Source organism: Streptomyces cinereospinus (assembly GCF_042430725.1).
GTDB lineage: Bacteria > Actinomycetota > Actinomycetes > Streptomycetales > Streptomycetaceae > Streptomyces > Streptomyces cinereospinus.
Window position 1 is genome coordinate 46,955 of record NZ_JBHMCY010000022.1, and the last position, 26,605, is coordinate 73,559.

A 26,605-nucleotide genomic window follows, 5' to 3' on the forward strand; every position below is an offset into this window, starting at 1 on the left:
GGTCGGGTGCGGGTGTGCGGTCTGGCGCGGGTCGGGCGCCGTCATCGGCGGCGGCCCTTGCGGGTGGCGCGAGTGGTGAGTTCCTCGTAGGCCGGGGCGTCACCGGACCGCACGCGGTCCCAGGCGCGCGTGAACAGCTCCGGCACCGGCAGCAGCGGCACCGCGCGCGCCTGGTCGGGGATCGGGTAGAGGCCCCGCTTCCACAGCTCCACCGGCAGCGCGGGCGACTTCAGGTCGAGCCAGCCGCACGGCAGGAAGAGCGTGCGCCCGGCGCGTGCCCGCTTCGCCTCGACGACCAGGCCGGTGGCCGCCAGCTCGGCGCGCGCCTTCTTCGTCCGGGCCGGCTTCCAGCCCGTCCAGCGGGCGCAGTTGCGGTCCGTCGGGTCGGGCAGGGCCAGCAGCTGGAGGTAGAGCGTGGCCGCGTCCTCGCCCAGGCCGTGCGTCCGCGCGACCTCGGCGACCAGTCCGGGCACGCTGACGGACGGGTCCTGGGCGCATCCGGTGGGCCCCTCGGGATCCGTTCCGGCGGCGAGCGCGCGGGCGAGTCCGTCGTCCAGGATCGTGCGCAGCGCCCGCATGTCCGCGCCCCGCCCGGCCCCGACGAGCCCCTCGACCAGTCCGAACACCGGGTCGTCCGCCCCCGTGAGTGCACCCGTGCGGACCAGGACGGTCTCCTTGTCGCCGTGCCAGGGGCGCAGCACCAGCGCCTCGCCCACCGGGGTCAGGCCGTGTGCGTCGGCACCTCCGGTGGCGGGCAGCCCGTACGCCTTGCGCAGCTCCACGGCGGACGGCGTGCCCTTCTCCGTCCAGGCCAGGTCGAGGTCGAGCAGCAGCCCGGGGTCCGCGACCCGGCGGCGCAGCGCGGCCAGCCCGTCCGGCAGTGCGGCGCGCAGGGGGTGGCCGTACGGCAGGCAGTAGGCGAGCCCGGCCAGGGCGGCCACGGCGCGCGTCAGGCGGTACCGGCCGGGCAGTGCCCGGGCGTCGTCCGGCACCAGGGCGCCGTCCTCGCCGGGCCGCTGGACCGTGGTGCGGCTGATCCAGGGGGTGCGCTGCGGGTTGAGCACCTCCTCGGCGGAACCGTTGGGCACGCCGGCCAGGGACAGCTCGCCGGCGATGTCCTCGGGCAGGCGGACCAGCCCGGCGAACCGCTCGGCCCACACGCGGCCCGCCGCGTCCGTGTCCGGTCCCTCGGTCCACAGATCGGCCGGGTCCGCCGGCAGCAGCGCGCCGACGAGCGCCGCCTGGTCCGCGGGCGGCACCGAGGACAGGTGCGCGTCGCCCAGTTCCTTCTGCCGCGGCTTCAGCCCGGTGGCCGCGATCACCTCGGCGGTGAGCTGCGGCGGCTTGCCGGCGAGCAGCAGGGCCGCCTGCACGGGCCCGAGTCCGCCGTGCGTCGCGGCGGCCAGTGCGCCCGGTGCCTCCGGCTGCCAGGGCGCCGGTCCCTTGTCCCGGACCAGCCCCATCACCTCGGCCAGCGCGTCGGCCGGGAACACCGGCGGGTAGACGGTCTCCTGCTTCAGTACGAAGTGCGCGACCGCGCCGAATCCGCCCGTCGGGTCATGGTCCAGCGCCAGCCAGCTCACGCGCCTGTGGTGATGGTCGACGCCCTGGCGGCCGAGGACGACGACGGTGCGCCCCTCCCGGCGCAGCACCTGACCGGCGCGCTCCGGCCCGCCGCTGGGCTCGCTCAGCACCACCTCGCGCAGCGCGCCCCGCGCTCCGGCCAGCGGCCCTTCCACGATCGCCTCGAACAGCAGCAGCAGCGCCTGGCGGTGCGTCTGCGTCAGGGTCGGCATGGCGGCGCGGTAGGCGAGCGGCCGCAGCGCGCCCAGCACCGAGGGCCACACCGAGCCGATGTCCGGTACGGTGAACTCGTCGCTGAGCCACCCCTCGGCGGCCCCGGCGAGCCGGGCGGCCTCCGGCAGGCACTGGCCGTCGGCCGGCTTGCCGGACAGGACGTGGCTGACGGCGCGGATCTGGCGCAGCGCGCTCCAGCGCTGCCCGCCGCCCCACCAGCCGTACAGGTCGGCGAGGCCGGCGACGGCCTCGCGCAGCGTCTGGTCGTCACCGTGTTCGGGACGGTAGTCGGCGAACATGCCTTCGGTCCGCTTGCGTTCCGTCTTCGGGCGCTCCACCGGAGGCGTCACGAAGGTGGCGATCGACTCCGCCAGGCGCAGCACCGCCCGCACCAGGGCCGCGACCCCGGTGACCGTCCGTGGCTCGGTGAGGGCCGGCAGGCAGTGGCGGACGCTCGCGCCCAGCACCTCGTCGGCGGACGGGATCTCCGGCTCGCCGGCGGCGGCCTGCGCCGTACCCGCCGTGCCCGACGCGTTCCCGGCACCGGCCGCCGTGCCCACGGCGTGCCCGGGAGCCACCGTGCCCGCTCCCGCGTCGCCCGCGGCCTTCGCCCGGGCCGCCGCGGCCGCGACCTTCGCCTGCCGTTCGCTCAGCGCCGCGATCCCGGCGTGCAGCATCGCGTCCGCCTGCTCGTCGGTCAGCGCCCGCAGGACCGCCGACGTAGCCTCGTCGCGCGGCCGCAGCGCGTGCCAGAAGTCGACCGGCGGCACGAGCCGCGTCCCGGCGGCGAACTCCCCGCCGCGCTCCAGCGGCGTCACATGACCCAGCTCCCGCACATCCGTGCCGCCGTCCCGGCCGTACCACGAGACGTGCCGGTACTGGGCGACGGCCACGGTCTCGGCCCCGCCGGGGAGCCGCAGCGCGCCGAGCGGAACGCCCGGCGTCCGGGCACCGGGTGCCGCCGGCAGGGTGACGGTGCGCCCGTCCGGCGTGCCGACGGTGAGACGGGCCTCGTCGCCCTCGCCCTCGGTGCGCACCCAGCGGCCGAGGACCGTGCCGTCGGTGCCGAACGGGCTGTCCTCCAGGCCGGATTGCAGGGGCAGCACCGAGCAGTGCCGCTGGAGCAGGGTGGCGCCCTCGCGGATGCCGGTCCGCAGGAAGGCGGGCAGCGAGGCCCGTCCGTGCGTGCCGGTGGCCGGGTCGTACTCGAGCCAGACCTGCTGCCGTCCCTGCCGGCCCTGGCGCCAGTACGAGGTGCCGTCCCCGAGCACGGGGCGGGCGGGCGGCAGGACCGTGTCCCCGGCGTGCAGGGCCCGCCCGCCGGTGGCCCGGCCGCCGCCGGGCAGCGGAACGGAGGTCTCGCCCGCGTCGCCGCTGCTGTACCAGTGCGGGAGCTGTTCGCCGCCGAGGGTGAACACCTCGGTCGGGCGGGCCGACCAGTAGCCGTACTGCCGGCCGTCGCGCCGCCACATCACCAGCAGTTCGCCGTCCGTGTAGCGGAACGCCGGGCGCTGCCAGCGGTCCTGGTCGACCGGCAGCCGCAGGTCGTGTTCCAGCAGGATGTCCTGCGGGCCCACGACGATCACCTTGTGCCTGCGGGCCAGGATCAGCGCCGGCCAGGCCTCGTGGACGGCGAGCGTGTCGTTGCGGTCGTGCCGGGTCTCCGCGTCCAGCCGCCGCAGCGCCTCGTCGAGGGCGGGCCAGCCCAGTTCGTCCAGGATGCCGGCGCGCAGGGTGCGGCCGAGCAGCGGCGCGACGTCGAGCGCGGCGGCCCGGGCCACGGCCCGCGGGCTGACCCGGGCGGCGACGGCACGGAACGGAAGCAGCCGTTCCAGCGCGGCGCGCGCGGCGGGCAGGCCGGCCGCCTGCTCCAGTTCCCCGGCCGCGTCGTCCAGCCACTCGCGCAGTACGCCGGCGAGGACGGGGTGTCCCGCGAGTCCGTCCAGCAGTTCCGTGCCGGAGCGGTGGCCGGTCAGGCCCCCGACCGCCGTGTAGAGCAGGCGCCGGTAGCGCGGGTCCGCTCCGACCGCCGCCAGGTCCCGCCGCCCGGGCCGGGTCTCCCGCAGCCACTGGCCGACGGGGAGGTGCACCTGCTCGTCGGCCGCGGGCAGGGTCAGCGGTATGCCCTCCGCCGCGCACAGGTCCAGCAGGTCGAGGTCGGCGCCGGCGTGCCAGCGGCCCGTGAAGAGGTTCACCGGGCGGCCCTGGGCCCGCAGGCGCGGGGCCATGCGCGCCACCAGCGCGAGGGTGGCCGGTGACCGGCCGCTGACCGTGCCGCCGTGCTTGCGGTGCAGCGCCCAGCGGCTGAGCCAGTCCGCCGCGTCGACCTCGCCCGGCGCCTCCGCCGCGGCGACCCCGCCGGCCGCGTCCGCCGCGTCGGCCCCGTCCTCCGCCGCGTCCGCCCCGGTCTCGCCCGTCAGCATCCGGTCGGCGCCGGTCTCCGCGAGCAGCGCCAGCCAGAACTCGTCGTCCTCCGTGGAGCGGCCCAGCCCGGCCGGCATGATCTCCAGCAGCCGGACCCGCACCGCGGGCCGCTGTCCGGCCAGGACGACCAGCGTCGCCCGGTAGGCGTTCCAGAACGACGCGGGGGCCCGGACCGCCGCCGGGGAGGCGAGCAGGTCCGCGACCAGGCCGCACTCCTCGCTGACCCGGTCGAGTCCGGCGGCCTTGATCAGGGTGCGCGCGTCCTGGGGCAGCGAGGCGTACGGCGGCATGCCCGCCGCGCAGCGCTCCACGGTCAGCTGCCGGAACTGCGCCCAGGCCCGCGCCGGGGCGAGCCGGGCCGAGAGGGCCTTCACATGTTCCTTGAGCGCCTTGACCGTCAGCGCCCCGGCGAAGGCGAACTCCAGGAAGACGGCCCGCTGCCGCTCCTCGTCCACGGCCAGCGCGTGCACCCGCTCCGCCTCGCGGGCCTTGCCGAAGAAGGCCGCCGCGTACGTGGTGTTGTCGTGCTGGAGGAAGACGCGCGCGGCCTGCTCGTAGAAGGTGGGCAGGAAGTGCGGCACGGCCCGGCCGAGTTGCTCGCCGAGCGCCTCGAAGCCCTCTTTCGCCGCTCCGGGGCGGGACTTGGCCTGCCGGGCGAGCCGCTCGACGTCCCTGACCAGCGCCAGCGCGTGGTGCCCGTTCGCCGGGTCGTTGACCAGTGCCCAGGCGGGGAAGCCGAGCGTCTCCCGGCGCACCTGCCCGACCTCGTGGACCTCCGGCTCGCGGACCAGTCCGAGGAAGTCCAGGGCGAGGTCCTCGGCCTCGCCCAGCGTGCCCGGCACGAGTCGTACGACCGCGCGCTCGCCCAGCGCGGGATGCGTGTACGTGCGGACGGTCAGGACGTCGGCGTCCTCCCGGTCCGTGGCGCCCGGCGGCAGCACGGCGCCGGCGTCGAGCAGCGCGGCGGCGGTGGTCTCGTCGTGGGCGGTGGCGTCGTGCGTGGTGGTGCCGTGGGTCGTCATGCCGCACGCTCCTCGTCCTCGATGTCGCGCCCGGCGTAGAGCGCCGCGGCCATGCGCATGCCTTCCGACCAGGCCACCGGCCCGACCCGGCCGAGCTTCAGCACCCGGCCCGCCGGGTCGGTGAAGACCAGCGGCCCGGTCTCGGTCTCCTCGTAGCCGTCGTAGTCGCCGACCCACACCCGGGCCTCGACGCCGCGGCCGTCCTCCAGCACGGAGCACACGGCGTGGCCGCCGCGCACGCGGTAGCCGAGCTGGGTCGCCCGGCCGTGCAGGAAGCGCAGTTCCTTGAAGGCGCCGCCCGCGTAGTCCTCGACGGAGGCCGCCTCGGCGTCGAGTGCGGCGGGCCGGTGCCACACCTCGCGGAAGAGCTGCTGGGCGCGCTGCTCGACGCCGAGTTCGACGGCGAACTCCCGCAGCTCCTCCAGGTCGTCCAGGAGCACGGGGTGCGGCAGGCGGACCAGGCCGGGGGTGAGGCGCACGGTGTCGCCGTCGAGGTCGACCAGGCCGAGGCCGCGCTCGGGGTCGGCGTCCCGCAGGAACCCGGCCACCTCGCCGTCCGCCCCCGTGACCACCAGGTCGCGCAGGGCCGCCTGCCAGGCCGGGTCCGGCCACACGCGCGCCAGGACCGCGAACGGCACCGGCAGCGACCGCACCATCCACCGCTCGACGTCGGCCAGGCACTGCCGTTCGTGCCGTTCCAGCCACTCGACGAGCTGACGCAGCCCCACCACCGCCGGATCGTCGGCGATCTTGGACGGTACGGACTTCAGCCGCCGCCCGGCCGCGTTGCGGCACACCACCTTGCCGTCGTCGAGGGCGACTTCGTAGCCGCCGGCCGACACCCACCCCATGCGTGCCTCCCGCACCCGCAATGATCAAGTGACGGGAACTGTAGAGCAGGCCTCTGACAACGCGGCCCGGCGGCCCGGTGCGCGGGACGGAACCGGGACCGGCGCGGCACCGCCCATGGACCGGGGACCTCACCGGCGCGGGCAGCGGACCTGCCGCCGGCTGACGGCGTGTCGCCTGCCGGCATCCCGTACCGCGTCCTCCGGGCCCCGCCGGACTGGTCCCGACGAGGGACTCGTCGGCGTGTTGCTGGGACAGACGGGTGGATCGATGACACGGCTGGACGGCCCGGATGGTGCGCCTCGGGACGCTGACCCACGGTGGTTCGTGTCGAGGCCGGGTCCCTTCCAGCTGATGCCCTGTTCGCTGCCCGGCCACGGCGAAAGGACACCGACATGCGCTCTGCACGCATTCTTCTCGCCACCGCGGCCGCCTCCGCCGCACTCGCCTTCACCTCGCCCGGCGCCGCGTTCGCCGTAACGGCCGGGGACCACGAAGGCCGTGACGACTCCTCGTACAGCAGTGACCACGGCAGCGACTCCGGCGGCGACCACGACAAGGGTTCCGGCAGCGATTACGACAAGGACTACGGCAAGGACTCCGAGAAGGAGTCCGGCAAGGAATACGACAAGGACTACGACAAGGACTCCGAGAAGGAGTCCGACAAGGACTACGACAAGGACTACGGGAGCGACTACGACAAGGACTACAGCAAGGAGCACGACAAGGACGGCAGCCACGACGGCCCGCGCGGCGGCATGCACACGGGTGGCGGTGCGCTCGCCGCGGTGCGGGGCGGTGACGACTGGAGCTCGGACCACGAGGGCGGCAAGTCGGACCACGACGGAGGCAAGTCCGACCACGGCGGTGACAAGTACGACCACGGTGGCGACAAGTACGACCACGGTGGCGACAAGTACGACTCCGGGTCCTACAAGGGCGACAAGGACAGCGACGACCACGGCAAGCCGCGCGGCGGCATGCACACCGGGGGCGGCGGCCTCGCCGCGCCCGGAGTCACCACGGGCGGGCTGGCCATGCTCGCCGTAGGCGCCACCGGCGTGTACGCGCTGCGTCGCAAGAAGGCCGCCGAGCCGACGTCCTGACCGGTCTCCCGCACACCGGGGACGCGGCCGCCGCCGGCGACACCGTGCCGACCACCCGCCCCCCAAGCCGTCAAGCCCGTGCTGCCACGTCCGAGTGAGGTGATGTCCGATGACAGCAGCAGGTCCCTCCGCCACGCCTCCCGTCCAGCGGGCGCCGGACGGGCAGCACCCCGGCCACGGCGGGCGGCTGACCCTGTGGGGCGTGGCGATCGTCATCATCGGCGTCAGTGTGTTCGGCGGTCGCCAAGAGCCGGACACCACGCCGGCGGCCCCCCGCTCCCCGGCCCCGACGGCGGCTCCCGCACGGACCCAACAGGCCGTGCGGGCGCTGCCCCGCTCCACACCGACCCGGCTGTCCATCCCGAAGATCTCCGTCGACGCGCCCTTCGTCCCCCTCGCCGTCGGCGCCTCGGGCCAGCTCGAGCCGCCGCCGGCGGCCGAGACCAATCTCGTCGGCTGGTACGCCAAGGGGGTCTCGCCCGGCGAGCAGGGCACCTCCATCGTCGCCGGGCACGTCGACACCGCCACCTCGGCGGCCGTCTTCGCCGGCCTCTACGAACTCCGGCGCGGCGACCGGTTCACCGTCGCTCGCGCCGACGGCCGCAAGGCGCACTTCGTCGTGGACGACACGCAGACCTTCGCGAAGGACGACTTCCCCGACAAGCTCGTGTATGCCGACCGGGGCCGCCCCGAGGTGCGGCTCATCACCTGCGCGGGGGAGTACGACCGTTCGGCGAAGGACTACACCGAGAACCTGGTGGTCTTCGCCCACCTGGTGTGACGCGGCGCCGCCCCGCCTCCGTGGGAGCCGGTTCGATTGGACCGGGGCGGCGCAGGGCACTCGGCGATGGCCCGGCCCTCGCAGCCGGGGCCCACGACAGCGCGGAGGTACACGTTGGCAGCTCGTCATCGACTGGTCAAAGCCGGTCCGGCCGTCGTGTGGGCCGTACTGGCCGACGGCGCCACGTACGCGCGGTGGGTGGTGGGACCCTCGGCGGTCGAACCGGTGCGCGGACAGTGGCCGCAGACCGGCGCGGCCATCCGCTACGAGATCCCCGTCGGGCCGCTGCGGCTGTCCAACGAGACGGTCGTCCGCCGCTGCGACGAGGGCGAGGCGCTGGAACTGGAGGCCCACGCCGGCCCGCTCGGCACGGCCCGCATCGCGATCGAACTGCGGCCGTGGGGCGAACACTGCCTGGTGCTCGTGGACGAGCACCCGCTCCAGGGAGCGGGCGGCCTGCTGCACAACGCGGGCTTCGAGGTGCTGATCCAGCTCCGGCACCGCGCCATGCTCAAGCGTCTCGCCCAGCTGTGCGAGGCGGCGGCGCGCGGCGACCGGGGCCGCCGGGCCACCGTGTCCGCTCCCGGCGCAGCCGCCGCGGGCACGGGCGGGACGGCCGATGCCTGACGCCGTGGTGATCGGGGCCGGCCCCAACGGGCTGGTCGCCGCCAACCTCCTCGCCGACGCCGGATGGAGCGTGCAGGTCCTGGAGGAGCAACCCGAACCGGGGGGCGCGGTACGGCACGACCGGGGGGTCGACCCCGGCTTCGTCAGCGACGTCTTCAGCGCCTTCTATCCGCTGGCCGCGGCCTCGCCCGTGCTGGCCGGACTGCGGCTGGAGGACCACGGGCTGCGGTGGAGCCACGCGCCCAGCGTGCTGGCCCACCCGCTCACCGACGGCACCTGTGCCGTGCTCGACCGCGACCTCGACACCACGGCCGCGTCACTCGACGCCTTCGCGGCCGGCGACGGAGCCGCCTGGCGCCGGCTGCACGAGCTGTGGGGGAGCCTCCAGCCCGACTTGCTGAGCGCCCTGTTCACCCCCTTCCCCCCGGTCCGCGCCACCGCCCGGCTGGCCCTCAGGCTGCGCGCCGCCGGCGGGCTGCGCGCGGCACGCTCCCTCGTACTGCCGGTGCGCCGGCTGGGGGAGGAGGAGTTCGACGGCGAGGGCGGCCGGCTGCTCCTGGCCGGCAACGCCCTCCACGCCGACCTGGCCCCCGAGGCGGCCGGCAGCGGAGGGTTCGGCTGGCTGATGGCGATGCTCGGCCAGACCTACGGCTTCCCCGTGCCCGCCGGCGGCTCCGGCGCGCTGACCGACGCCCTCGTCCGGCGGCTGCGTTCGCGCGGCGGCCGGCTGGGCTGCGGACAGCGTGTCGAGCGGATCGTCGTGCGCGGCGGGCGGGCCGTCGCCGTGCGTACCGCGGCCGGGCAGACGGTGGCCGCGCGACGCGCGGTCCTGGCGGACGTGTCGGTGCCCGCCCTGTACGGCGAGCTGGTGCCCGCCGAGCACCTGCCCCCGCAGACCCTGGCCGACCTGCGGCGCTTCCAGTGGGACTTCGCCACCTTCAAGGTGGACTGGGCACTGGACGGCCCGGTGCCCTGGCGGGCGGAGCAGGCGCGCCGGGCCGGGACCGTGCACGTGGCGGACGGCATGGACGAGCTCACCCGGTTCGCCGCGCAGATCGCCATGCGGCAGGTCCCGGACCGGCCCTTCCTGCTGTTCGGCCAGATGACCACGGCCGACCCCGCCCGCTCCCCGAAGGGCACCGAGTCCGCGTGGGCCTACACCCATGTGCCCCACGACATCCGGGGCGACGCCGCCGGTGAAGGCATCACCGGACGGTGGGACACCGGGGACCAGGAGCGCATGGCCGACCGGGTCGAACACCAGGTGGAACGCCTCGCGCCCGGTTTCCGCGCGCTGATCCGGGCCCGGCGCGTGCTGGCGCCCCCGGACCTCCAGGCACTCGACGGCAACCTGGTCGGCGGGGCCATCAACGGCGGCACGACCGCCCTCCACCAGCAGCTCGTCTTCCGCCCGATGCCCGGTACCGGCCGCCCCGAGACCCCCGTCGCTGGTCTCTTCCTGGCCTCCGCCGGAGCGCACCCGGGCGGCGGCGTGCACGGAGCGCCGGGGGCGAACGCCGCCAGGGCCGCGCTGCACCGCCGCCGCCCACCCGGTCTGGCGGCCGCCCAGCGGCTCCTCACCCGACGGGACCGCACCGGGGCAAAACGCTGAAGCGACCGGCGGGGCCGCGACTGGCGGGGCCGGTCGCTTCCCAGTACCGGACGGGCCGGGCCCACCAGGCCGGAACCACCGGTTCAGGCGCATCCGGGCGCGACCTCGGGCGGGAACAAGAGGGACAGAAGACATTCGTTCCCAGCCGGGAAGCCGGGAAGCCGGGAAGCCGGGAAGCCGGGAAGCCGGGAAGCCGGGAACGCTCGGTGCCCGGGAACGCCCGGTGCCCGGGACGCCCGGTACCCGGGAACGCCGGGACAGCTGAGAAGGAGGCCCCCCGATGCACAGCAGTCCGCTCGGCGGCCGGACCGTGGTGGTGACCGGAGCGGCCCGCGGGCTGGGCGCGGCGCTGGCGCACGAAGTCGCCGTGCGCGGCGCCCGGGTGGCTCTGCTCGGCCACGAGGGAAGCGCACTCCAGGCGGTCGCGGCCGCCCTGCCCACCTCGGCCCTCGCCCTGGAGACCGACGTGACCGACCCGGCGGCACTCGCCACCGCCGCGCGCGCCGTCCGCGCCCGCCTGGGGCCCGCCTCGGTGGTGGTCGCCAACGCCGGCATCGCCGAGGGCGGCCCCTTCCTCACCTCGGATCCGGCGATCTGGCAGCGGGTGATCGACGTGAACCTCACCGGCAGCGCGCACACCGCCCGGGCGTTCCTGCCCGACCTGATCACCACGCGGGGCCACTACCTCCAGGTGGCCTCACTGGCGTCGCTCGGCGCGGCTCCCCTGATGAGCGCCTACTGCGCCTCCAAGGCCGGCGTCGAGGCCTTCGCCCACAGCTTCCGGGCCGAGGTGGCCCACCACGGTGTCAGCGTGGGCATCGCCTACCTGAACTGGACCGACACCGACATGGTGCGCGAGGCCGACCAGCACGCCGTACTGCGGCAGCTGCGCCGGCAGATGCCGCCGCCTGCCCGGCGCGTCCACAGCGTCGAGTCGGTCGCCGACCGGATCGCGCACAGCCTGGAGCGCCGGCGTACGGCCGTCTACGCGCCGCCCTGGCTGCGACTGGTCCAGCCGGTACGCGCCGCGCTGCCTCCGGTGGTCCTGCGTGTCTCCCGGCGCCGCCTGCCCCGTCTGGAGGCCGAGGCGCCCTTCCTGCCGACCGGCCTGCTCGGCGCGGGTGGCGAGGCCGACCGCGAGGCGATGGAAGACGCCCCCTGAGCGGTGCGGGTGAGGGACTGCGCCGGTCAGGGGGAGGTGGTGGTGCGGCGCTGGCAGTCCTCGCACAGGCCCCACCAGGTGATCTCGGCCTCGTCGATGGCGAAGCCCTTGCGCTCCAGCGGATCCAGGCAGGGGGCCGCACCGACCGCGCAGTCGACGTCCTCGACCCGGCCGCAGCCGCGGCAGACCAGGTGGTGGTGGTTGTCGCCCACGCGGAGCTCGTAGCGGGCGGGCGAGCCCGCGGGCTCGATGCAGCGGATCAGCCGCGCCGTGGTGAGGTCCTCCAGGACGTTGTACAGCCCCTGCCGTGAGAGGCCGCTCTCGGCGTGCTTGCCGACTCCGATCCGCGCCTCCAGGTCGGGTGCCGTGGAGTGCGGGTGCCCCCGCAGGGCCGCGAGCACCGCACGGCGCTGGGCGGTGTTGCGCAGACCCTTGCGTTTGAGCAGGTCGCCCGCCTGCGGTTCCACGGTCATGTCACTCCCCGGGGCGCGACTGCGCTGATCTCCGGACAATACTGCCGTGATGGGACACGATCAACCGGCCTCAGGTGACGGCCGGCCTCAGTGGGTGGTCTCGGCCACGCGGCACGTGGTGCAGACGGCCCTGCGGACCGACGGCCGGCCGGCCGGGCGGGCGAGGCCGGTGAACTGCTCGACCTGCTCCCGGACGATCTGGGCGTGGTCGCGGCACGTGAACAGTCCGCAGCGGGCGCAGATGCCGATGCCGACCGTGTCGGTCCGCCCCTCCTCGGTGCAGTCGTAGCACATCATGTCTCACTCCTTGGATGATGGTTTGCAGACGCTATCGCCCGCCGTGAGTGAGTTTAGAGTCCACCCTGGACTCAGTCCAATCTAGCCCGGTGTGGTGATGGTCATGTGTCAGACGATCCCTGCCTCCCATGAGAGGCCCCTGCGGGGTGCGGTGGGTATGAGAGGGCTTCGCGCCCGCAATGATCTCCCGGCGTGAGTCGGCGGTCGCCTCCGCCGGAACAAGTGGTCGGTCGCGCCGCTCGGGCTGGGGACGACCAACAGGGGGGAAGCGGTCGCACGCTCCTCGGGGGACTCCCACAGCCGCAGCCCGGACCCGAGCTTCACCGGCGAGACCGCTACGTGCAGGGTGTCGACGAGGCCGGCGTCGGGGAACTCCCGGACGGTGGTGACCCCGCCGCCGAGTCGGACGTCCTTGCCCTGTGCCGCAGCGCGGGCCTGTTCCAGGACCGTGGCCGGGTCGCCGTCGTCGAAGTGGAACGTGGTGCCGGAAAGGGCGAACGAAGGGCGCATGTGGTGCGTCATGACGAACACCGGGGTGCGGAACGGCGGCTCGTCACCCCCACCAGCCGCGCCAGTCGTGGTTCTGCCAGGGCCCGCGCCGGGGCCCGAACTTGTTGCGGCCCATGATCTCGGCGCCGACGTCGCGCGCGAAGTCCCGCGTGAAGTGGTCATCGAGGCCGCGGGTGCCGCCGGGGTCGGTGCGCATGGGCCAACTCGCCGTGGCGCCGGCCCAGCGTGCGGATCTGCGCGCCGATTGAACACACCGGCTCCGCGCCGCGTATGGCACCCGGGGGAACGCACGTCCGGGTCGACCAACGCCTAGGAGTACAGACTGTGGGACGCAACACGCGCAGACGTCCGACCGGCGCGCGACGCGCGAGATTCGCGGCCGTCGCGCTGATGCTGGGCGGCGGCGGACTGGTCGGGGTGAACGTCTACGCCTCCGCGACCGACGGCGGCGCGGGCGGTGACGTCGGTGACACCACGAGCGCGTGGGGTGTCGCCACCGTCGACTGTCCCGACGTGGGGGAGCGGCTGACCGTGGTGCCGGACGCGGCCCGCACGGCGGTCGACCAGGAACTCGCCCTGCTCGACCAGCAGGTCGCCGACGCCTACCGGCAACTGCGCGAGCAGTCGGCCGGCTCCGCCGAGGAGGCGGTGCTGGCACCGCTGACGGAGCGACGCGCGGCGACGATCGAGCGCGTCGCCGTCGCTCTGGACAACGCGGGGGAGCGGCCGGAGGGGCTCGAAGCGCTGGCGGCGTGCACGCTGCGGGCGGCCGGGGAGCAGGCGGGCGACGGAGGCGACGGGCAGGAAAGTGACGGACAAGGCGGTGCCGGGCAAGGAAGTGACGGGCAAGGCGGTGCCGGGCAAGGAAGTGCCGGTCAGGGAAGCGACGGGCAAGGGGGGATCGGCGGCCAGGCCGGCAACGGTCCCGTGGCCGCCGACTACGCGGACATCACCGGCGTCCAGCCCGACGTGACCGCACCGCAGCAGACGGACGGCGCCTCGCGCGGCACGTTCACGACCAGCTGCGGGGTCAACGCCGGCGGCCTGTTCAACTCGGACAACGTGATCGTCGCCCCCGGCGTCACCAACGGAGCGCACCACTTCCACGACTACGTCGGCAACCAGGCCAGCAACGCCTTCGCGAGCGACGAGGACCTCGCCGCCGCCGACACCAGTTGCGCGGACCCGGGGGACAGGTCGTCGTACTACTGGCCCGTGCTGCGTCTGCAGAACGGTACGCAGGAGCAGGACGCCCAGGCGCCCGGCGGCGGGATCGAGGGCAACGCCGGCGAGATCGTGACGCCCGAGGAGGTCACGCTGACCTTCGGGGGCAATCCGCGCGGTGAGGTCACCGCCATGCCGCGGCTGCTGCGCATCATCACCGGCGACGCCAAGGCGTTCGTCAACGGCCCCGCCAACGCGAACGCCTCCTGGAGCTGCACCGGCTTCGAGGACCGGCAGCTGACGGACAAGTACCCGCTGTGCCCGCCCGGCAGCGACGTGGTGCGCACCTTCCGCTTCCAGAGCTGCTGGGACGGTTCCAACATCGACAGCGCCAACCACCGCACGCACGTGGCCTTCGCCGACCCCACCGGCGGCTGCCCCTCCGGTTTCCGCCCGATCCCGCAGCTGGTGCAGCGGATCGTCTACGACGTCGACGCGCCGAGCCTGGAGGACGGCGGCCGGACGACGCCGCTGTTCGCGGTGGACTCCTTCCCGGAGCAGCTCCACAAGCCGGTCACCGACCACGGCGACTTCATCAACGTCTTCGACGAGGACCTGATGGCGGAGATGGTCGACTGCATCAACGGCGGGCGGCAGTGCGCGGCGGGGTCCGGGAACGAGGACGGAGCCGGGGGCGGCGACGGCGGCGACGGCGGGGAGCAGCCGCAGCCGGGTGAGCCGGGTGACGACGGTGAGGAGCAGCCGGGTGAGCCCGGTAACAACGTTGAGGAGCAGCCGGGTGAGCCCGGTGACGGCGGTGCCGGTGCCGAGCCCACCGAGGCGCCCGGCAGTGAGGTTCCCGGCGGGGAGGCCCCTGCCGGCGACGCCCCCGGTGATGACGCACGGGGCGGTGAGGCCCTCGGCGACGCGGCCCCTGACGAAGCGGCCCCTGGCGACGAGACACCCGGCAGCGACGCTTCCGATGCCGCCCAGGATGACGCGGCGGTGACGACCGCACCGCGCCCCGTCGCACCCAAGGCGGCCGGCACGCCGACCGCGCCGTCACCCGCCGCCACGACCCGCGCGCCCGCCGCGGAGGCCGGAACCGGCGGCTCCGGCACGGGCGGCTCCGGCACCGGCGGGCCGGCCGGGCAACAGGCCACCGCCCCGCAGGCGAGCCAGGGCGGACTGGCCGAGACCGGCACGCGTCTGTGGCCCGCCGCGGCCGGTTCCGCCCTGTTGGTCGCGGGCGGTCTGCTCCTGGTGCGGACCCGGCGCCGCCAGGTGTGAGGACGCCGGGCTGCGGAACCGGCTGCGCGGACGGCGCTGGTGAGGCGGGGCAACAGGGCCGTCGGGGTGGTCGAAGCCCGTGTCGGGCATCCGGCACGGGCCCGGCCGGTGAGGCTGGGCCAGGATCGGGCGGCACGCATCCCCGTGACAAGGAGCACGCATGCCGACAGATGCGGTCAGCCGATTCCTGACGGCTCTGGACCCGGACCACCGGAAGGCCGTCACCGCCAGGCCCCGTGAGGAGCAGGAACGTCTCGCGGCGGCCTGGGAACGGGAGCTCGAAGCGGACGACGAGCTCGACACCCTCGACGAACTGTCCCCTGCGGCGGCGGAGGCCGAGGCCGCCCGCCGTGTCATGACCCGCGAGACCGACTAGCTTCGCCGGGGCCACCGTCGCCGGGCGGCTGTCCGACCGGTGCCCGGGCCCGGTCGTCGCGGTCGGCGGTCCGCGGCTCGCCGGCCGGCCGGCCCTGGCCGCGCCGGCCGAAAGGCCGCTCGCCCTGCTCACCCTGGTGTCCGCGCAGGGCGCGCTGCCGTTCGCGCTGGGCAGCACCCTGATCACCCGGGTCCGCTACGAGGCCGCGAGAGCCCTCACCACGGCCGGCTCGTACGCGACCGCCGCACCCAACGTCGGCGCCGCCGCCGGACCGCTCGCCGCCGGCCGGCCGGTCCGGCGAGTAGCTGCCGTTCGGGTCCATGAACTTGATCACCTGTTACGAACACATGTGCAACCTTTCACGCTGGTCGACGGTCGATCAGATCGCTTGCACACATGCAGAGTTCACAGGGAGCATCATGAGAACGTTCTCCGTCGTCCGGGCCGCGGCGCGGATCGGCGCGTGCGCCGTCGCGGCGGGCCTGGCCGCGACCGCCATGGCGGCACCGGCCTTCGCGGTCAGTGACACGCTGTGGATCCAGGCGCCCTACGAGTCCGCCCTGCTCAAGGCGGCGGACGGAGCTCAGCAGGGCCCGGCCACCACGCTCGGCCTCGGGCTCTACCACGACAACGCCACCTACACCGTGACCGACGGCCGGCTGACCGTCGACGTCTCCGGGCTGGCCGGCGTGGCCGACGTCACCTGGCCCGCGAACTGCGCGCCGAGCGGCACCACCGCCGTGTGCACCGTGCCGCAGGTGCCCACCGAGTACGCCACCCAGATCCAGCTCACGGTGCGCGCGGCGGCCGGCGTGGAGGTCGGCGCGACCGGCAGGATCACCTACCAGGCGAAGGCCACCACGACGGGCGGCGAGCTCACCGCCCCCCAGGGCTTCGAGACCACGCTGCGCGTCACCTCGGGCCCCGACCTCGCCCTCAGCGGCCCCTCGCGCGCCGAGGGCGTCACGCCGGGCGCCACCGTGCCCGTACCGTTCTCCGTCGTCAACAACGGCAACGAGGCGGCCCGGGGCGTCCAGGTCACCCTCTACGCCACCCGCGGTCTGCTCCTGGACGGGCTGGCGCCGGAGTGCACCAGCACCCCGGTCGGCGAGGGCACGGACGCCGTCAAGCCCGTCACCAGGGTGGACTGCGCCTTCGACGACGTCGTCGAGCCGGGCGGCTCCTTCACGCTGCCGCAGCAGGTGCGGGCGACGGTGGCGCCCTACGCCCTGAGCGAGCGCGTCGACATCGTGGCCGACCCGCGCGGAGCCGAGGACGTCTCCCCGAGCGACAACGGAACCGTCGCCGAGGTGAAGGCCGTCAACACCGCCGACTTCGCGGTGCGCGGCGCGCGGGTGAGCGGCGCCGCCGGCGAGACCGTCCGGGCCGCGCTGACGTTCCGCAACCGTGGCCCGGCGTGGATCGCGAACCTCGGCTCCGGCGACCCGGTCGGCGTCGTCGACTTCACCGTCCCCCAGGGCGCCACGGTCACCGGCGTGCCGGAGAACTGCTCGGGCCGCACCCTCCAGGGCGACTGGTACGACGGCACCGTCGGTGCCCCGCGCTACGTCTGCGACCTGCCGATGTGGGTGGCCGAGAAGCAGACCGTGACCCTTCCCTTCCAGCTGCGCGTCGACACCGTCATCCCGCGTGCCACCGGTGCGGTGACGCTGAAGCCTCCGTACGGTGACGGGTTCGCCTTCGACCCGAACACCGCCAACCACCAGGCGAAGCTGGTCCTCAACCCGCCCGCCTGATCGGATCGCGGGGGCCGGCCGCTACCGGCAGGCCCCCGGAACCCGCCGGCCGGGCGCTGTCGCACGCAACGTGAGCAGCCGTGCCGGCGTGGTGCCACGCTCCGTCTGAGCCGCCGCACCTCCCTGCCGGCAGGCCGCTCAGCCTTCCCGTGCGGAGTGTGCGGGGTTTCCCGGCGGAGGCCGGTGCGTGACGGAACACTGGGGTGGGGATGTGTGAAGTCGAGCTTGATCTCAAGTGCGCTTGAGATTCTATGGTCGGACGCATCGAGGTCGACGTACGGGAGAGGAACGGCCATGAGGACACTGGTGCTGGGACGGACGCCCGCCAGGGTGACGGCGGTGCTGGCCACGCTGCACGCGGACGGCTTCGACGCGGAGGGGGTGAGCACCGACGCGGAGGCCCGGCAGCTGTTGGCGACCGGGCGGTTCGGGGTGCTGATCATCGGTGGCGGAGTGGAGCCCGCCTCCCGCGCTGCGATGAAGGAGCTGGCGGCGGAGTACCAGGTGCGGCGGGTGATCGACGGCGCGCTGACCGAGCCGTTCGACGCCTACGTACGCCGGGCGTTCGAGCCGCTGATCCGGGAGACCGCCGCCGCCGACGGGTGACGGCCCCGGTGCGCCCGGGCGGCGGCGAGGACAGGAGGCGCCGTGGGGGGGTGCTGGTCCGGTGTGTTTGACCCAGCGGGCTCCGGTTAGGCTCGCCAGGAGTGCTTGGGAAGCAGGTGCTGTCCGCTGCGAGCCCGCCAGGGGTCGCCGCGGTGTCGACGTGTGTCCGTCGCCCGCACAGGAGAGCGCGCATGACCCAGCTGCCCTGGCAACCGCACGAGCGGGCTGCCTCAGTGAACCCTTCCGCGATCGATCCCGCGCGGCGGGCCCGGCTCCTGCCGCAGGAGGAGCTCGACGCGCGCAACCGGTGGCTGGGCCACGACGGGGTGTCCCGTGCGCAGGAGGTGCTCCTCAAGCGCTACCGTCTCACGTCCGGGGACGAGGCCTTCGCCCTGCTGAGAGGCGCCTCGCAGCGGTCCAACGTCAAGCTGCACACCCTCGCCGACGCCGTGGTGCGCACTCCGGCGCCCGACCACGACGCGGCCCGGTGGTTCCCCGGGCGGCCGCGGTACAGTCCGCCCCGGCTGCCCGGCCTCACCCTGGACCCGGGCTCGCGCGGCAGTCAGGGAGCCGTACTGAAGGCGGTGCTGCACCGGACCCTGTCGATCACGCAGACCCCGATGGGCAATGTCCAGCTCGCCGAGGACGACCGGCTGCACCTGGCCCGGCACACCGGCCTGAACAAGTACTTCACCGACTTCTTCGCCTTCGTCGACGCGCCGACCACCGCCTGCTCGCAGGCTGCCGCCGAGCGCCGGCAGGTCACGGTGCGGGACGTGGCGACGGCCGACGTGTTCGACGAGGCGTCCCGTCACGCGATCCTGCAGGCGGGGAGCCGCGCCGCGCACAGCGTTCCGCTCGCCGACCACAGGGGTGTGGTCTGGGGCATGGTCTCCTCCCACCACGCGCGGCCTCTGGTGGGGTTCACCCGTGCCCAGCTGACGGCGCTGCAGCGGACGGGTTCGGACACGGGACGCTGGCTCTCCTGGCACTGGCACACCGTCGTCCTGGACGCGCTGGAAGACCTGCACGCGGCCGCGGCCGGCGGCGCGGACGGCTGATCCGGCCCGTCGCCCGGGGGCTGCCCGGCGGACCGCGCCGGACGGGCCTGGTGCGGCCGCGAGCCGGACTCGGCGCCTGCGGGTGGCCACGTCCACCGTGTCCGCCACCGGCGGCACGGCGGGGGCGGCGGAAGGCGTCCGCCGCGCTGACCACGGTCACCGAGCAGGCGCTGGTGTCGGGATGGGCGGCGTGGACGTAGCGCACCGCTGTGCCTCGGTGGATGCCGAGGAGCCGAACCAGGCGCACAGGGCGGTGGTCTGCCGGACCTCGTGGAGCACCCGGTCCGAACCAGGGGTTTCGGGGGTGAGGCCGATGCGGTCGAAGGCCGGGCGCATCCCGAGTAGCGGCCAAGCCTTCCGTGCCGGGGCGCCGGAGTGCCGGCGGACCTGCGCCGGGCCGGCTCAGACCGCGTCGGTGGAGACCGGCGCCGGTCCGGTGGACCGACGTACGACGAGGTCGGTCCCGAGCACCACGTCCTCGACCGTCGCTCCGTTGCGGATGTCCACGAACATCTGCATGCCGTGGAATCCCAGGTCGCTCAGCGGCAGGCGCAGCGTGGTCAGTGAGGGGGAGACCAGCGAGGCGAGCGGCAGGTCGTTGAAGCCGACCACGGAGAGTCCCTCGCCGACGGTGAGGCCGAGTGTGCTCGCCGCGTAGTAGACGCCCATGGCCATGTTGTCGTCGTCGCAGACCAACGCCGTCGGACGGGAGGGGGAGGCCAGGACGGTCATCAGCTGGTCCCGGACGTGACGCGGGTCGAGGGAGCACGACACATGGCTCGCGGTGATGTCGGGATGGCTGAGGGTGCACTGGTCGAAGGCGCGCGCACGGTCGGTGAACGTCGAGGCGGGGCGGTCGGCGCGCACGTGCATGATGCGGCGGTGACCGAGCGAGGTGAGGTGGGCCAGGATGTGCGCCATGCCGCCGCCGAGGTCCATGCGCACGGTCGGCGCGTGCCCGGTCGGGGTGTCGTCGAGGACCACCAGAGGGAGCCCACTGCGCAGTTCGGCGACGTCGTCGGCCGACATCGAGCAGGCCAGCACCCCGTCGATCGCCTGTTTGGGCACCGGAAAGGGCCCGCATCCGTCTTCCGCGCTCAGCGGGAACACCACCACGCCGATGCCGTTCGTCGCGCCCGCCCGGGCGGCACCGGCGTGCACGGCGGAGAAGGCGGCGTTCTCCAGTGTCGGTACGACGAGGAGGACCGTGCCGGTGCTGCCCAGGCGGAGGCTGCGGGCGGCCTGGTTGACCTGGTAGCTGAGTTCCCTTGCCGTCGCCATCACGCGGCGGGCGGTCTCCTCACGGATCCTGCCCCTCCACTTGCCGTTCAGGACGAGCGAGACGGTCGACTGCGAAACCTGCGCCAAGCGCGCCACATCGGTGGCGGTGACAGCACGGGAGGCCTCGGGTCCTTTCATCCGTATATCCGTCCACTGTTTTCCATTGAACGCATTCCTGGTAAGGGAATGAGTCGGCGGGACTGCATATGATGTCGAGACCTTCTGGGCCGTTCTGCCGCAGCCTGGTGGGTGTTGGCAGCAATGTTGACGATGATCCCCGAGGGGCAGAATACAAGTCAAGCGGGGCCAGGTGGCCCAAGAGCCGTGCACCGGCGTGCGAGACAGGCTCACCGGGCACGGAACGGAGCCTTCCGGCAAGCGGCGCGGGAGCGGGCCGATCGCGACGGCCCGGGCCACGACGACGGGCGGAGCCACGACCACGGGCGGAGCCACGACGACAGGCGGGGCCACGACGACAGGCGGAGCCACGACGACGGGCGGAGCCGCCGTGCGGTGTCCGTGTCGCGCTCACCGGGCCGCGGCGTCCTGCGGCCGCGGTGTCCTGGTGGACCTGCCCAGCGCGGCGACGACGGCACATCCGGCGGCCGCGAGCACGCCCCCGCCGAGCAGACAGATCCGCAGGCCCGTCTCGGACAGCGGAGCCCCGGTGGCGAACTCGCCCACGACCAGCAGCAGCGCCAGCCCGCCCGCGACGCCGAGCTGTTGCGTCGTGACGAGCAGACCGCCCGACACGCCGTGCTCGTCGGGATTGAGGCGGGCCGCCGCGGCGACCGCGGTGACCACGGCGACCAGGACCAGGCCGAAGCCGGTCAGACAGGTCCCCACCAGGACGCACACGACCGCCGCCACGCCCTCGTCGGGCGTGCCGGTGAGCGCCGCCATCCCCACGGCGATCCCGGCGAGCCCCACCCAGGAGGTCCGCGCCATGCCCAGCCGGTCGTGCAGGGGCCGTGCCGCCCGGGCCCCCAACGCGGCGGCGGCAGCGTCCGGCAGGAGCATCAGACCGGTCGTCAGCTCCGACCAGCCGAGCACGTCCTGCATGAAGATCGCCACGAAGTAGACCATGGAGCCGCCGGCGGCCGCGGCCCACGCACCGACGAGGTTGGCGTGCCGGATCGGCCGCCGGGCCAGGAAACCACGCGGGAGCACCGGTGTCTCCCGGCTCCGCCGGCGCACGCGCAGGGCCAGCGCCGAACCGGCGGAGAGCAGCAGGCACGCGGCGAGGGACCCCGGCCGTGCGAGCGCCTCGGGCACCAGGGTGAGCACCATGATGCCCGCGGCGGCGCAGCCCGCGAGGAGGACCGCGCCGACCGCGTCCGGGCGGGCCGACACCGCGGGCCGGTGTTCCGGCACCCACCACAGGGCCATCAGCGCCGACGCCGCCGACAGGACGGCACACGTCCAGAAGACGGCCGGCCAGCCGGCCAGATCGGTGATCACACCGCCCAGGGCCGCCCCCAGGGCGAACCCCAGCGAACCCCCCGCACCCCACCAGCTCAACGCCACCACGCGCCGGTGCCCCGAGGTGAGCGAGGTGATCAGGGCCAGGGCGGCCGGGGTGGCGAAGGCGGCGGCCGCGCCCTGGACCACCCGCAGGGCGATCAGCAGACCGAACGTCGGGGTGACGGCGGCCGTCATCGACGCGACGGTGAACGCGGCCAGCCCGCACAGCAGCAGCCGCCGAGGCCCGAAGGCGTCCGCGAAGCGGCCCCCGCACAGCAGCACCGACCCGTACGCCAGGGCGTAGCCGGACAGCACCCATTGCAGGCTCTGCGCGTCGACGTGGAAGTCCTGCCTGATCTCGGGCAGTGCGACGTTGGCGATGGAGAACTCCAGGGCCACCAGCAGCTGCACCGAGCAGAGTGCGACGATGCCGTGGCCCAGGCGCCCCGGGCGCTGCGGACCGGGCTGCCGCGCACGGCTCATCCAGCCGCTCCGTCCGCTGACGCGCGGGTGAACACGGGGAGGTGGACCAGCGACGTCACCGAGGGGCGGCGCTCGCCCTCCGTGGCGACGGCCAGCGTCTGCACGACCTGTCCGCCCGCCGCGTCGATCAGCGCCTGCAACGCGTGCAGGGTGCCACCGCTGCTGACCACCTCGTCGATCAGGGCGACCCGCCGACCGTCGATCAGGGCGGCGTCGTCCTCCCCCAGCACCAGTTCCTGCTCGCCCGCGGTCCCGATGGTGCGCACCGGGACCCGGATCGGTGCCGTCATGTTGGGACGGACCTTCTTGCGGGCGACGACACAGCTCCTCCTGGCCCGCTGGGCGAGCAGATGGGCCAGCAGGATGCCGCCGGACTCGGGGCCCACGATGACCTCGGCGTCGTCGGTGAGCCGGTCGGCCAGAGCCGCGGTCGCCACCTCCAGCAGTTCGATGTCGCCGTACAGCTTCAGGAACGCGATGGAGACCTCGTCACCGACCGGTACCACGGGAAGGTGACGCTGCAGGTGGCCGATACGGATCGTGTGCACAGCCATGATGCTCCTTGTCGGTGGGGGAGGAGGCGGACCCGGCCAGCGCGTTGCGCAGCTCGGGCAGACGGTTGAGGTGAGGGGAGCGGTGCGGGAACACCGTGCTGCCCAGTACGAGCATGTCGGCGCCGGCCGCGGCCATGAGGGGCGCGGTCGCCGGGCCCACCGCGCCGTCGACCTCGACCTTCTCCACCGCGCCGGTGGCGCGCAGCCGGGACGCCTCGCCGACCGTTTCCAGCGCCTCGGGCCGGAACGGGCGGCCGGCTCCGCCGGGCACGACGCTCATGATGGTCAGCCGGTGCGGGCGGATGCTCCGCACGGCCGGTACGGAGATCGGTTCGCCGGGGTCGACGGCGAGCGCGACCGTCGTACCGGCGTCGTCGGCCTCGCGCAGCGCGGCGCCGACGTCGGGCGTGAGCGAGCGCTGGTGCACGCAGACGCTCGTCGCGCCGCGGGCCGCCGCCTCCCGCACCGCCGGTTCGGGACGGGTGAGCATGATGTGCACGTCGATCGGCAGGTCGCAGGATTCCCGCAGGTCGCTGATGGTCTCCAGCGGAAGCCCCAGGCCCCCGCCGAACGCCGGGTCGACCAGGTCGACGTGCAGGCGGGTCACGCCCAGTCCGTGCAGGGTCTCGATGTGCTGTCCCAGCCGCGTCTGGTCCAGGCAGACGACGGAGACGGCGAGTTCGGGGCACCGCGGGCCGGCGGCGACGCCGGGAAGGTCGGTGACGAGGGTCATGGGGTGGTCCTTCGTTCCGGTCGTGCGGGGCGTGCCTGGCTGAGGAGCCGTGCGGCCAGCGCGGGTGCCATCCAGGGGATCGCGGCGGTGAACGAGAGCCCTTCGACACGGGGCCGCCGGCCGGCGGCGTCGGTGGTGTGCACGCTGCTGATCGCGCCGCTCGCCAGGAGCCCGCTCAGCCGCCGCTCGCCCGAGGGCGTCAGCCTCAGGTGGGTGGCGATCACGTCGATGCGGGCGGCGGGGCTGTGCGCGCGGATCGCGTCCGCGACGGTCTCCACGGTCACCGCGCTGGTGATCAGGTCGTCGACGACCACGGCGTGCGGCACGTCACCGACGTCGCGCGGCGCGCGCAGCGCGACCTCCACCTGCTCGGGGCCGACGCGGCGCTTGTCGGCCACCAGCAGGGGCCGGTCCAGCACCGCCGCGAGCCGGGCGACCTGGTCGGCGGCGCCCCGGTCGGGGGCGACCAGCACCGTGTCCCGGCCGGTGAGCGGGCGCAGCAGGTCCAGGTGCAGCTCGTGCACGGGCAGGAAGGTCAACGGGGTGCCCCTGCGGCTGAACAGCGACCCCAGCAGGTCCTGTGCGCCCGAGGCGATGGTCACGACCTCGTTCAGGCCGGCGGTGGCGGCCAGGTCGGCCAGCAGGCCGGCCATCAACGGCCGGCGCTGGCCGGGCACGTGCCGGTCGTGCCGGGCGTACGCGAGGTGCGGCAGCACGGCTACGATGCGGCCGGCGCCGTGTTCGCGGTAGGACCGGGCCGCCGCCAGCAGACTCATCAGCGACGCGTCCGCGGAGGTGTGCGTGCCGGTGACCGACTGGCAGAGCAGGACGGTCCGGCCGGACGGGTCCTCCGGCAGGTCGACGCACAACTCGCCGTCGGGGAAGCGGCCTTCGAAGCCGTGGTGGCTGCGGACCGGCCGGCCGGTGCCGCGCAGGGCCGCTTCCACGAGCGGTGCCTGGCCGGGGAAGTCGGCGGTGAATCCCGCGCAGAACCCGACGATGAGACCTTCCCGGGTCATCGCGGGGACTCCTGCACCGCGAACAGGCCGGCCACGGCGTCCCGGATGTCGTCGCCGTCGTAGCTGCGGGCCGCCAGCTCCCGCAGGTTCGGCGAGGCGTTGACGGCGACGGTCCGGCTCAGGGTGCGGAACAGCGGCACGTCGGAGTCGGAGTCCCCCAGGGCGATGACCTCATGTTCCTCAAGGCCGAGGTCCCGCCGGAGCCGTCGCACGATCTCCGGTTTGTCCTCCGGGTTGAGGATGTCGTGCGGGTACGAGGAGGCGAAGACGTGGTCGAAGCCGGTGAAGCACTCGGCGAACGGCCGGGGTGCCATGGTGACCAGGCAGGTGACGACCGAACGCTCCCGCAGCCAGGCCAGGGTCTCGTCCAGCCCGCCGATCCGCGGGCAGGCGGCGAAGGCGAGCCGGTAGAGGCCGGGCCCGGCGTGCGCCCACGACTCCAGGCAGCGCTCGGCGAACTGGGTGCTGTCGATGAGCTGGTCGCGGTACGCCTGCTCCAGCTGCTCGACGGCCGACACGTCTCCGGCCGCGAGTCCGATCTGCCGGCAGGCCGTGGTGTCCGGGAGGAGGGTGCCGTCCATGTCGAAGACCGCCAGCCCGGTCGGCAGCCACGCGGTCGGGCGCCAGGCCGTTCCGGCGTCGGTGTCGACGGCTGGGGCAGGCGCGGGGGCGGCGGGGGAGTCGTCCGTGGAATGCGTCATGATCCCGATCCCCCCTCACGCCACCGAGAACAGGTGCGGCAGGCTGCGGTGGTGTGCCAGTGAGTCCAGCAGGTCACCGGGGTCGGCGCGGACGATGACGTTGTCCAGGTAGCGCTGGTGGACGAAGCCCTCGTCGGCCGCGTGCTGGAGGTAGCCGAGCAGGGGCTGGAAGAAGCCGTCGGTGTCGAGCAGCGCGCACGGTTTGCCGTGCAGTCCCAGCTGGGCCCAGGTCAGCACCTCGAAGAACTCGTCGACCGTGCCGAATCCGCCGGGCAGCGCGACGAAGGCGTCACCGAGCTCGATCATGAGGGCCTTGCGGGCGTGCATGTCGGACACGATTTCCAGGCGCGAGAGGCTCTGGTGCGCGATCTCGTGGCCGACCAGCTTCTCCGGGATGACACCGACCACCGGGGCGCCGCCCTCCAGGGCGGCGTCGGCGACGGCCCCCATGAGGCCGGTGGAGGCGCCCCCGTAGACGAGGCCCAGCCCCAGGGCGGCGATGGTCCGGCCGAACTGGACGGCGGCGTGATGATGCGATGGCCGTCGTCCGTGGGAAGCACCGCAATACACCGTGATATAGCGCACGAGAAGGTCCTGTCTGGGAGACGCGGGAGTGGTGGGTGCCGTCGAGGGGCGGCTCGGCCCTCGACGGCGGCATCGGTCGGCGTGGGCCGACGGCGTGGGTTTCGGCGCGCGGGGCAGCCGAAGGGAACCGGCCACACGGACGTGCGGGGTCTGGCCTGGGGAACGGGTGGCGGGTCACCGGGCGGTGAGCGCGCGCCGGACGGCCGGGGCTCCGGGACCGTCGCCACGGTCCCGCCGGCGCTCCGCCCGCGCGGCCGGTTTCGGCCCGAGGGCAGGAAGGCGCGGCTCATTCATCCGGTCATCAGATGCCGGGGTCGCATGACCTCCTCGTCGGTGGGGTGGCGGAAAACCGGCTGTACGCAATGACGGCTTTCGATGTCGGAAGCGTCGTCAACGGGCGACCACGACCGCGATCCGGCCACCTGGCCGGGTATGCGCCGTATGGATCGAGCCAACTGAGGCGTCCATTCCAGGGGAGGCCTGTATCGGACGTATTTCATGATTGGACTGGGTAGTAACGTCGCCATGAGCAGTGTGAGGCCATGTTCGCTCCGTCCGCGCAGGAGGGGGCCGCTGCGGTCGCCGACGCTACAGCCCCACGATTCCGTCATACGTATGAGCAAGTAGGACTGTAGCGCACGCCGAGTCGTCAACGTCCAGTATTCATTAGGCACTTGTCATGCAGTCATGCGTATGACTACCCTCGATCCCGTTCGAAGTGTTCCTTGCTGTGAACGCGCATCGGGGGCTTGCTTCCTGGGTCTGCCGACGGCGCACGGGCGAAGCGTTGAGCAGGAAATTCCCAGGGAGCGCGTATTCCTTGCCGACTCGCACGCCGGGGTCGGTTCTGCACGTGAGCGTGATACTTCGT

General features: G+C 74.1%; 21 protein-coding genes and 2 pseudogenes. 11 read left to right on the top strand and 12 right to left on the bottom strand.

The features are described from left to right. Positions 1 to 41: 41 nt before the first annotated feature. Both ACFF45_RS14085 and ACFF45_RS14090 read right to left on the bottom strand, forming a co-directional pair. A complete protein-coding gene (locus tag ACFF45_RS14085) occupies positions 42 to 5,243 on the bottom strand; it encodes a hypothetical protein (protein WP_381346196.1) in 5,202 nt (1,733 codons plus the stop codon). Beyond that, entirely contained in the window at positions 5,240 to 6,094 is an 855-nt protein-coding gene (locus ACFF45_RS14090) for a DUF4132 domain-containing protein (protein ID WP_381346198.1), read from the bottom strand. Before ACFF45_RS14090 ends, ACFF45_RS14085 begins: the two co-directional genes overlap by 4 nt. 393 nt (positions 6,095 to 6,487) lie before the next feature. On the opposite strand from ACFF45_RS14090, the gene ACFF45_RS14095 reads away from it, so the two are divergent. The 5 genes from ACFF45_RS14095 (at position 6,488) to ACFF45_RS14115 (ending at position 11,380) form a co-directional block, all read left to right on the top strand. Then, entirely contained in the window at positions 6,488 to 7,198 is a 711-nt protein-coding gene (locus ACFF45_RS14095) for a hypothetical protein (RefSeq protein WP_381346200.1), read from the top strand. Positions 7,199 to 7,307: 109 nt separating this feature from the next. Further along, on the top strand, positions 7,308 to 7,979 hold the full coding sequence (locus ACFF45_RS14100; protein WP_381346202.1) for a class F sortase: 672 nt from the start codon (positions 7,308 to 7,310) through the stop codon (positions 7,977 to 7,979). A gap of 114 nt (positions 7,980 to 8,093) precedes the next feature. Then, positions 8,094 to 8,606, top strand: coding sequence for an SRPBCC family protein (locus ACFF45_RS14105; protein ID WP_381346203.1), 513 nt, complete (start codon positions 8,094 to 8,096; stop codon positions 8,604 to 8,606). After that, positions 8,599 to 10,218 carry a phytoene desaturase family protein gene (locus tag ACFF45_RS14110; RefSeq protein WP_381346205.1) on the top strand — a complete coding sequence of 540 codons (1,620 nt, stop codon included), beginning with the start codon at positions 8,599 to 8,601 and terminating at the stop codon, positions 10,216 to 10,218. The genes ACFF45_RS14105 and ACFF45_RS14110 overlap by 8 nt, the downstream gene beginning before the upstream one ends. 280 nt (positions 10,219 to 10,498) lie before the next feature. Continuing rightward, on the top strand, positions 10,499 to 11,380 hold the full coding sequence (locus ACFF45_RS14115; RefSeq protein WP_381346206.1) for an SDR family oxidoreductase: 882 nt from the start codon (positions 10,499 to 10,501) through the stop codon (positions 11,378 to 11,380). A 26-nt stretch (positions 11,381 to 11,406) separates the two neighbouring features. Here the strand turns inward: ACFF45_RS14115 and ACFF45_RS14120 are convergent, their stop codons facing one another. The 3 genes and pseudogenes from ACFF45_RS14120 to ACFF45_RS14130 all read right to left on the bottom strand — a co-directional run. Then, complete coding sequence (locus ACFF45_RS14120; RefSeq protein ID WP_381346208.1) at positions 11,407 to 11,853, bottom strand: Fur family transcriptional regulator; 447 nt, start codon at positions 11,851 to 11,853, stop codon at positions 11,407 to 11,409. An 87-nt stretch (positions 11,854 to 11,940) separates the two neighbouring features. Further along, positions 11,941 to 12,150: a DUF2180 family protein gene (locus tag ACFF45_RS14125; protein WP_381346209.1), complete on the bottom strand. Its 210-nt coding sequence runs from the start codon at positions 12,148 to 12,150 to the stop codon at positions 11,941 to 11,943. Positions 12,151 to 12,357: 207 nt separating this feature from the next. After that, positions 12,358 to 12,883 (bottom strand): annotated as a pseudogene (locus ACFF45_RS14130) (dihydrofolate reductase family protein); the annotation flags it as partial. A gap of 101 nt (positions 12,884 to 12,984) precedes the next feature. On the opposite strand from ACFF45_RS14130, the gene ACFF45_RS14135 reads away from it, so the two are divergent. The 6 genes and pseudogenes from ACFF45_RS14135 to ACFF45_RS14160 all read left to right on the top strand — a co-directional run bounded on the left by ACFF45_RS14135 (position 12,985) and on the right by ACFF45_RS14160 (position 18,914). Continuing rightward, entirely contained in the window at positions 12,985 to 15,114 is a 2,130-nt protein-coding gene (locus ACFF45_RS14135) for a DUF1996 domain-containing protein (RefSeq protein ID WP_446697135.1), read from the top strand. Positions 15,115 to 15,274: 160 nt separating this feature from the next. After that, positions 15,275 to 15,490: a hypothetical protein gene (locus ACFF45_RS14140; protein WP_381346210.1), complete on the top strand. Its 216-nt coding sequence runs from the start codon at positions 15,275 to 15,277 to the stop codon at positions 15,488 to 15,490. Next, positions 15,489 to 15,773: pseudogene (locus tag ACFF45_RS14145) on the top strand (Cmx/CmrA family chloramphenicol efflux MFS transporter); the annotation flags it as partial. The gene ACFF45_RS14140 and the pseudogene ACFF45_RS14145, both read left to right, overlap by 2 nt. A 136-nt stretch (positions 15,774 to 15,909) precedes the next feature. Further along, a complete protein-coding gene (locus ACFF45_RS14150) occupies positions 15,910 to 17,247 on the top strand; it encodes a COG1361 family protein (protein ID WP_381346212.1) in 1,338 nt (445 codons plus the stop codon). Positions 17,248 to 17,541: 294 nt separating this feature from the next. Further along, positions 17,542 to 17,853, top strand: a complete 312-nt coding sequence (locus tag ACFF45_RS14155; RefSeq protein ID WP_381346214.1) for a hypothetical protein — start codon at positions 17,542 to 17,544, stop codon at positions 17,851 to 17,853. A gap of 191 nt (positions 17,854 to 18,044) precedes the next feature. Further along, entirely contained in the window at positions 18,045 to 18,914 is an 870-nt protein-coding gene (locus tag ACFF45_RS14160) for a GAF and ANTAR domain-containing protein (RefSeq protein ID WP_381346215.1), read from the top strand. Positions 18,915 to 19,316: 402 nt separating this feature from the next. Here ACFF45_RS14160 and ACFF45_RS14165 read toward each other — a convergent pair whose 3' ends face one another. From ACFF45_RS14165 to ACFF45_RS14195, 7 genes are all read right to left on the bottom strand, one after another. Continuing rightward, complete coding sequence (locus tag ACFF45_RS14165) at positions 19,317 to 20,333, bottom strand: LacI family DNA-binding transcriptional regulator (RefSeq protein WP_381346217.1); 1,017 nt, start codon at positions 20,331 to 20,333, stop codon at positions 19,317 to 19,319. A gap of 390 nt (positions 20,334 to 20,723) precedes the next feature. Continuing rightward, positions 20,724 to 22,142, bottom strand: a complete 1,419-nt coding sequence (locus ACFF45_RS14170) for an MFS transporter (protein ID WP_381346218.1) — start codon at positions 22,140 to 22,142, stop codon at positions 20,724 to 20,726. Then, entirely contained in the window at positions 22,139 to 22,696 is a 558-nt protein-coding gene (locus ACFF45_RS14175) for a phosphoribosyltransferase family protein (RefSeq protein WP_381346220.1), read from the bottom strand. Before ACFF45_RS14175 ends, ACFF45_RS14170 begins: the two co-directional genes overlap by 4 nt. After that, the gene (locus ACFF45_RS14180; protein ID WP_381346221.1) at positions 22,632 to 23,429 is read right to left on the bottom strand and encodes a ribulose-phosphate 3-epimerase; all 798 of its coding nucleotides are present in this window, start codon (positions 23,427 to 23,429) and stop codon (positions 22,632 to 22,634) included. Before ACFF45_RS14180 ends, ACFF45_RS14175 begins: the two co-directional genes overlap by 65 nt. Further along, entirely contained in the window at positions 23,426 to 24,448 is a 1,023-nt protein-coding gene (locus ACFF45_RS14185) for a ribose-phosphate pyrophosphokinase-like domain-containing protein (protein ID WP_381346223.1), read from the bottom strand. Before ACFF45_RS14185 ends, ACFF45_RS14180 begins: the two co-directional genes overlap by 4 nt. Next, the gene (locus ACFF45_RS14190) at positions 24,445 to 25,149 is read right to left on the bottom strand and encodes an HAD family hydrolase (RefSeq protein WP_381346224.1); all 705 of its coding nucleotides are present in this window, start codon (positions 25,147 to 25,149) and stop codon (positions 24,445 to 24,447) included. The genes ACFF45_RS14185 and ACFF45_RS14190 overlap by 4 nt, the downstream gene beginning before the upstream one ends. A gap of 15 nt (positions 25,150 to 25,164) precedes the next feature. Then, the gene (locus ACFF45_RS14195) at positions 25,165 to 25,734 is read right to left on the bottom strand and encodes an LOG family protein (RefSeq protein WP_381346226.1); all 570 of its coding nucleotides are present in this window, start codon (positions 25,732 to 25,734) and stop codon (positions 25,165 to 25,167) included. Positions 25,735 to 26,605 lie beyond the last annotated feature (871 nt).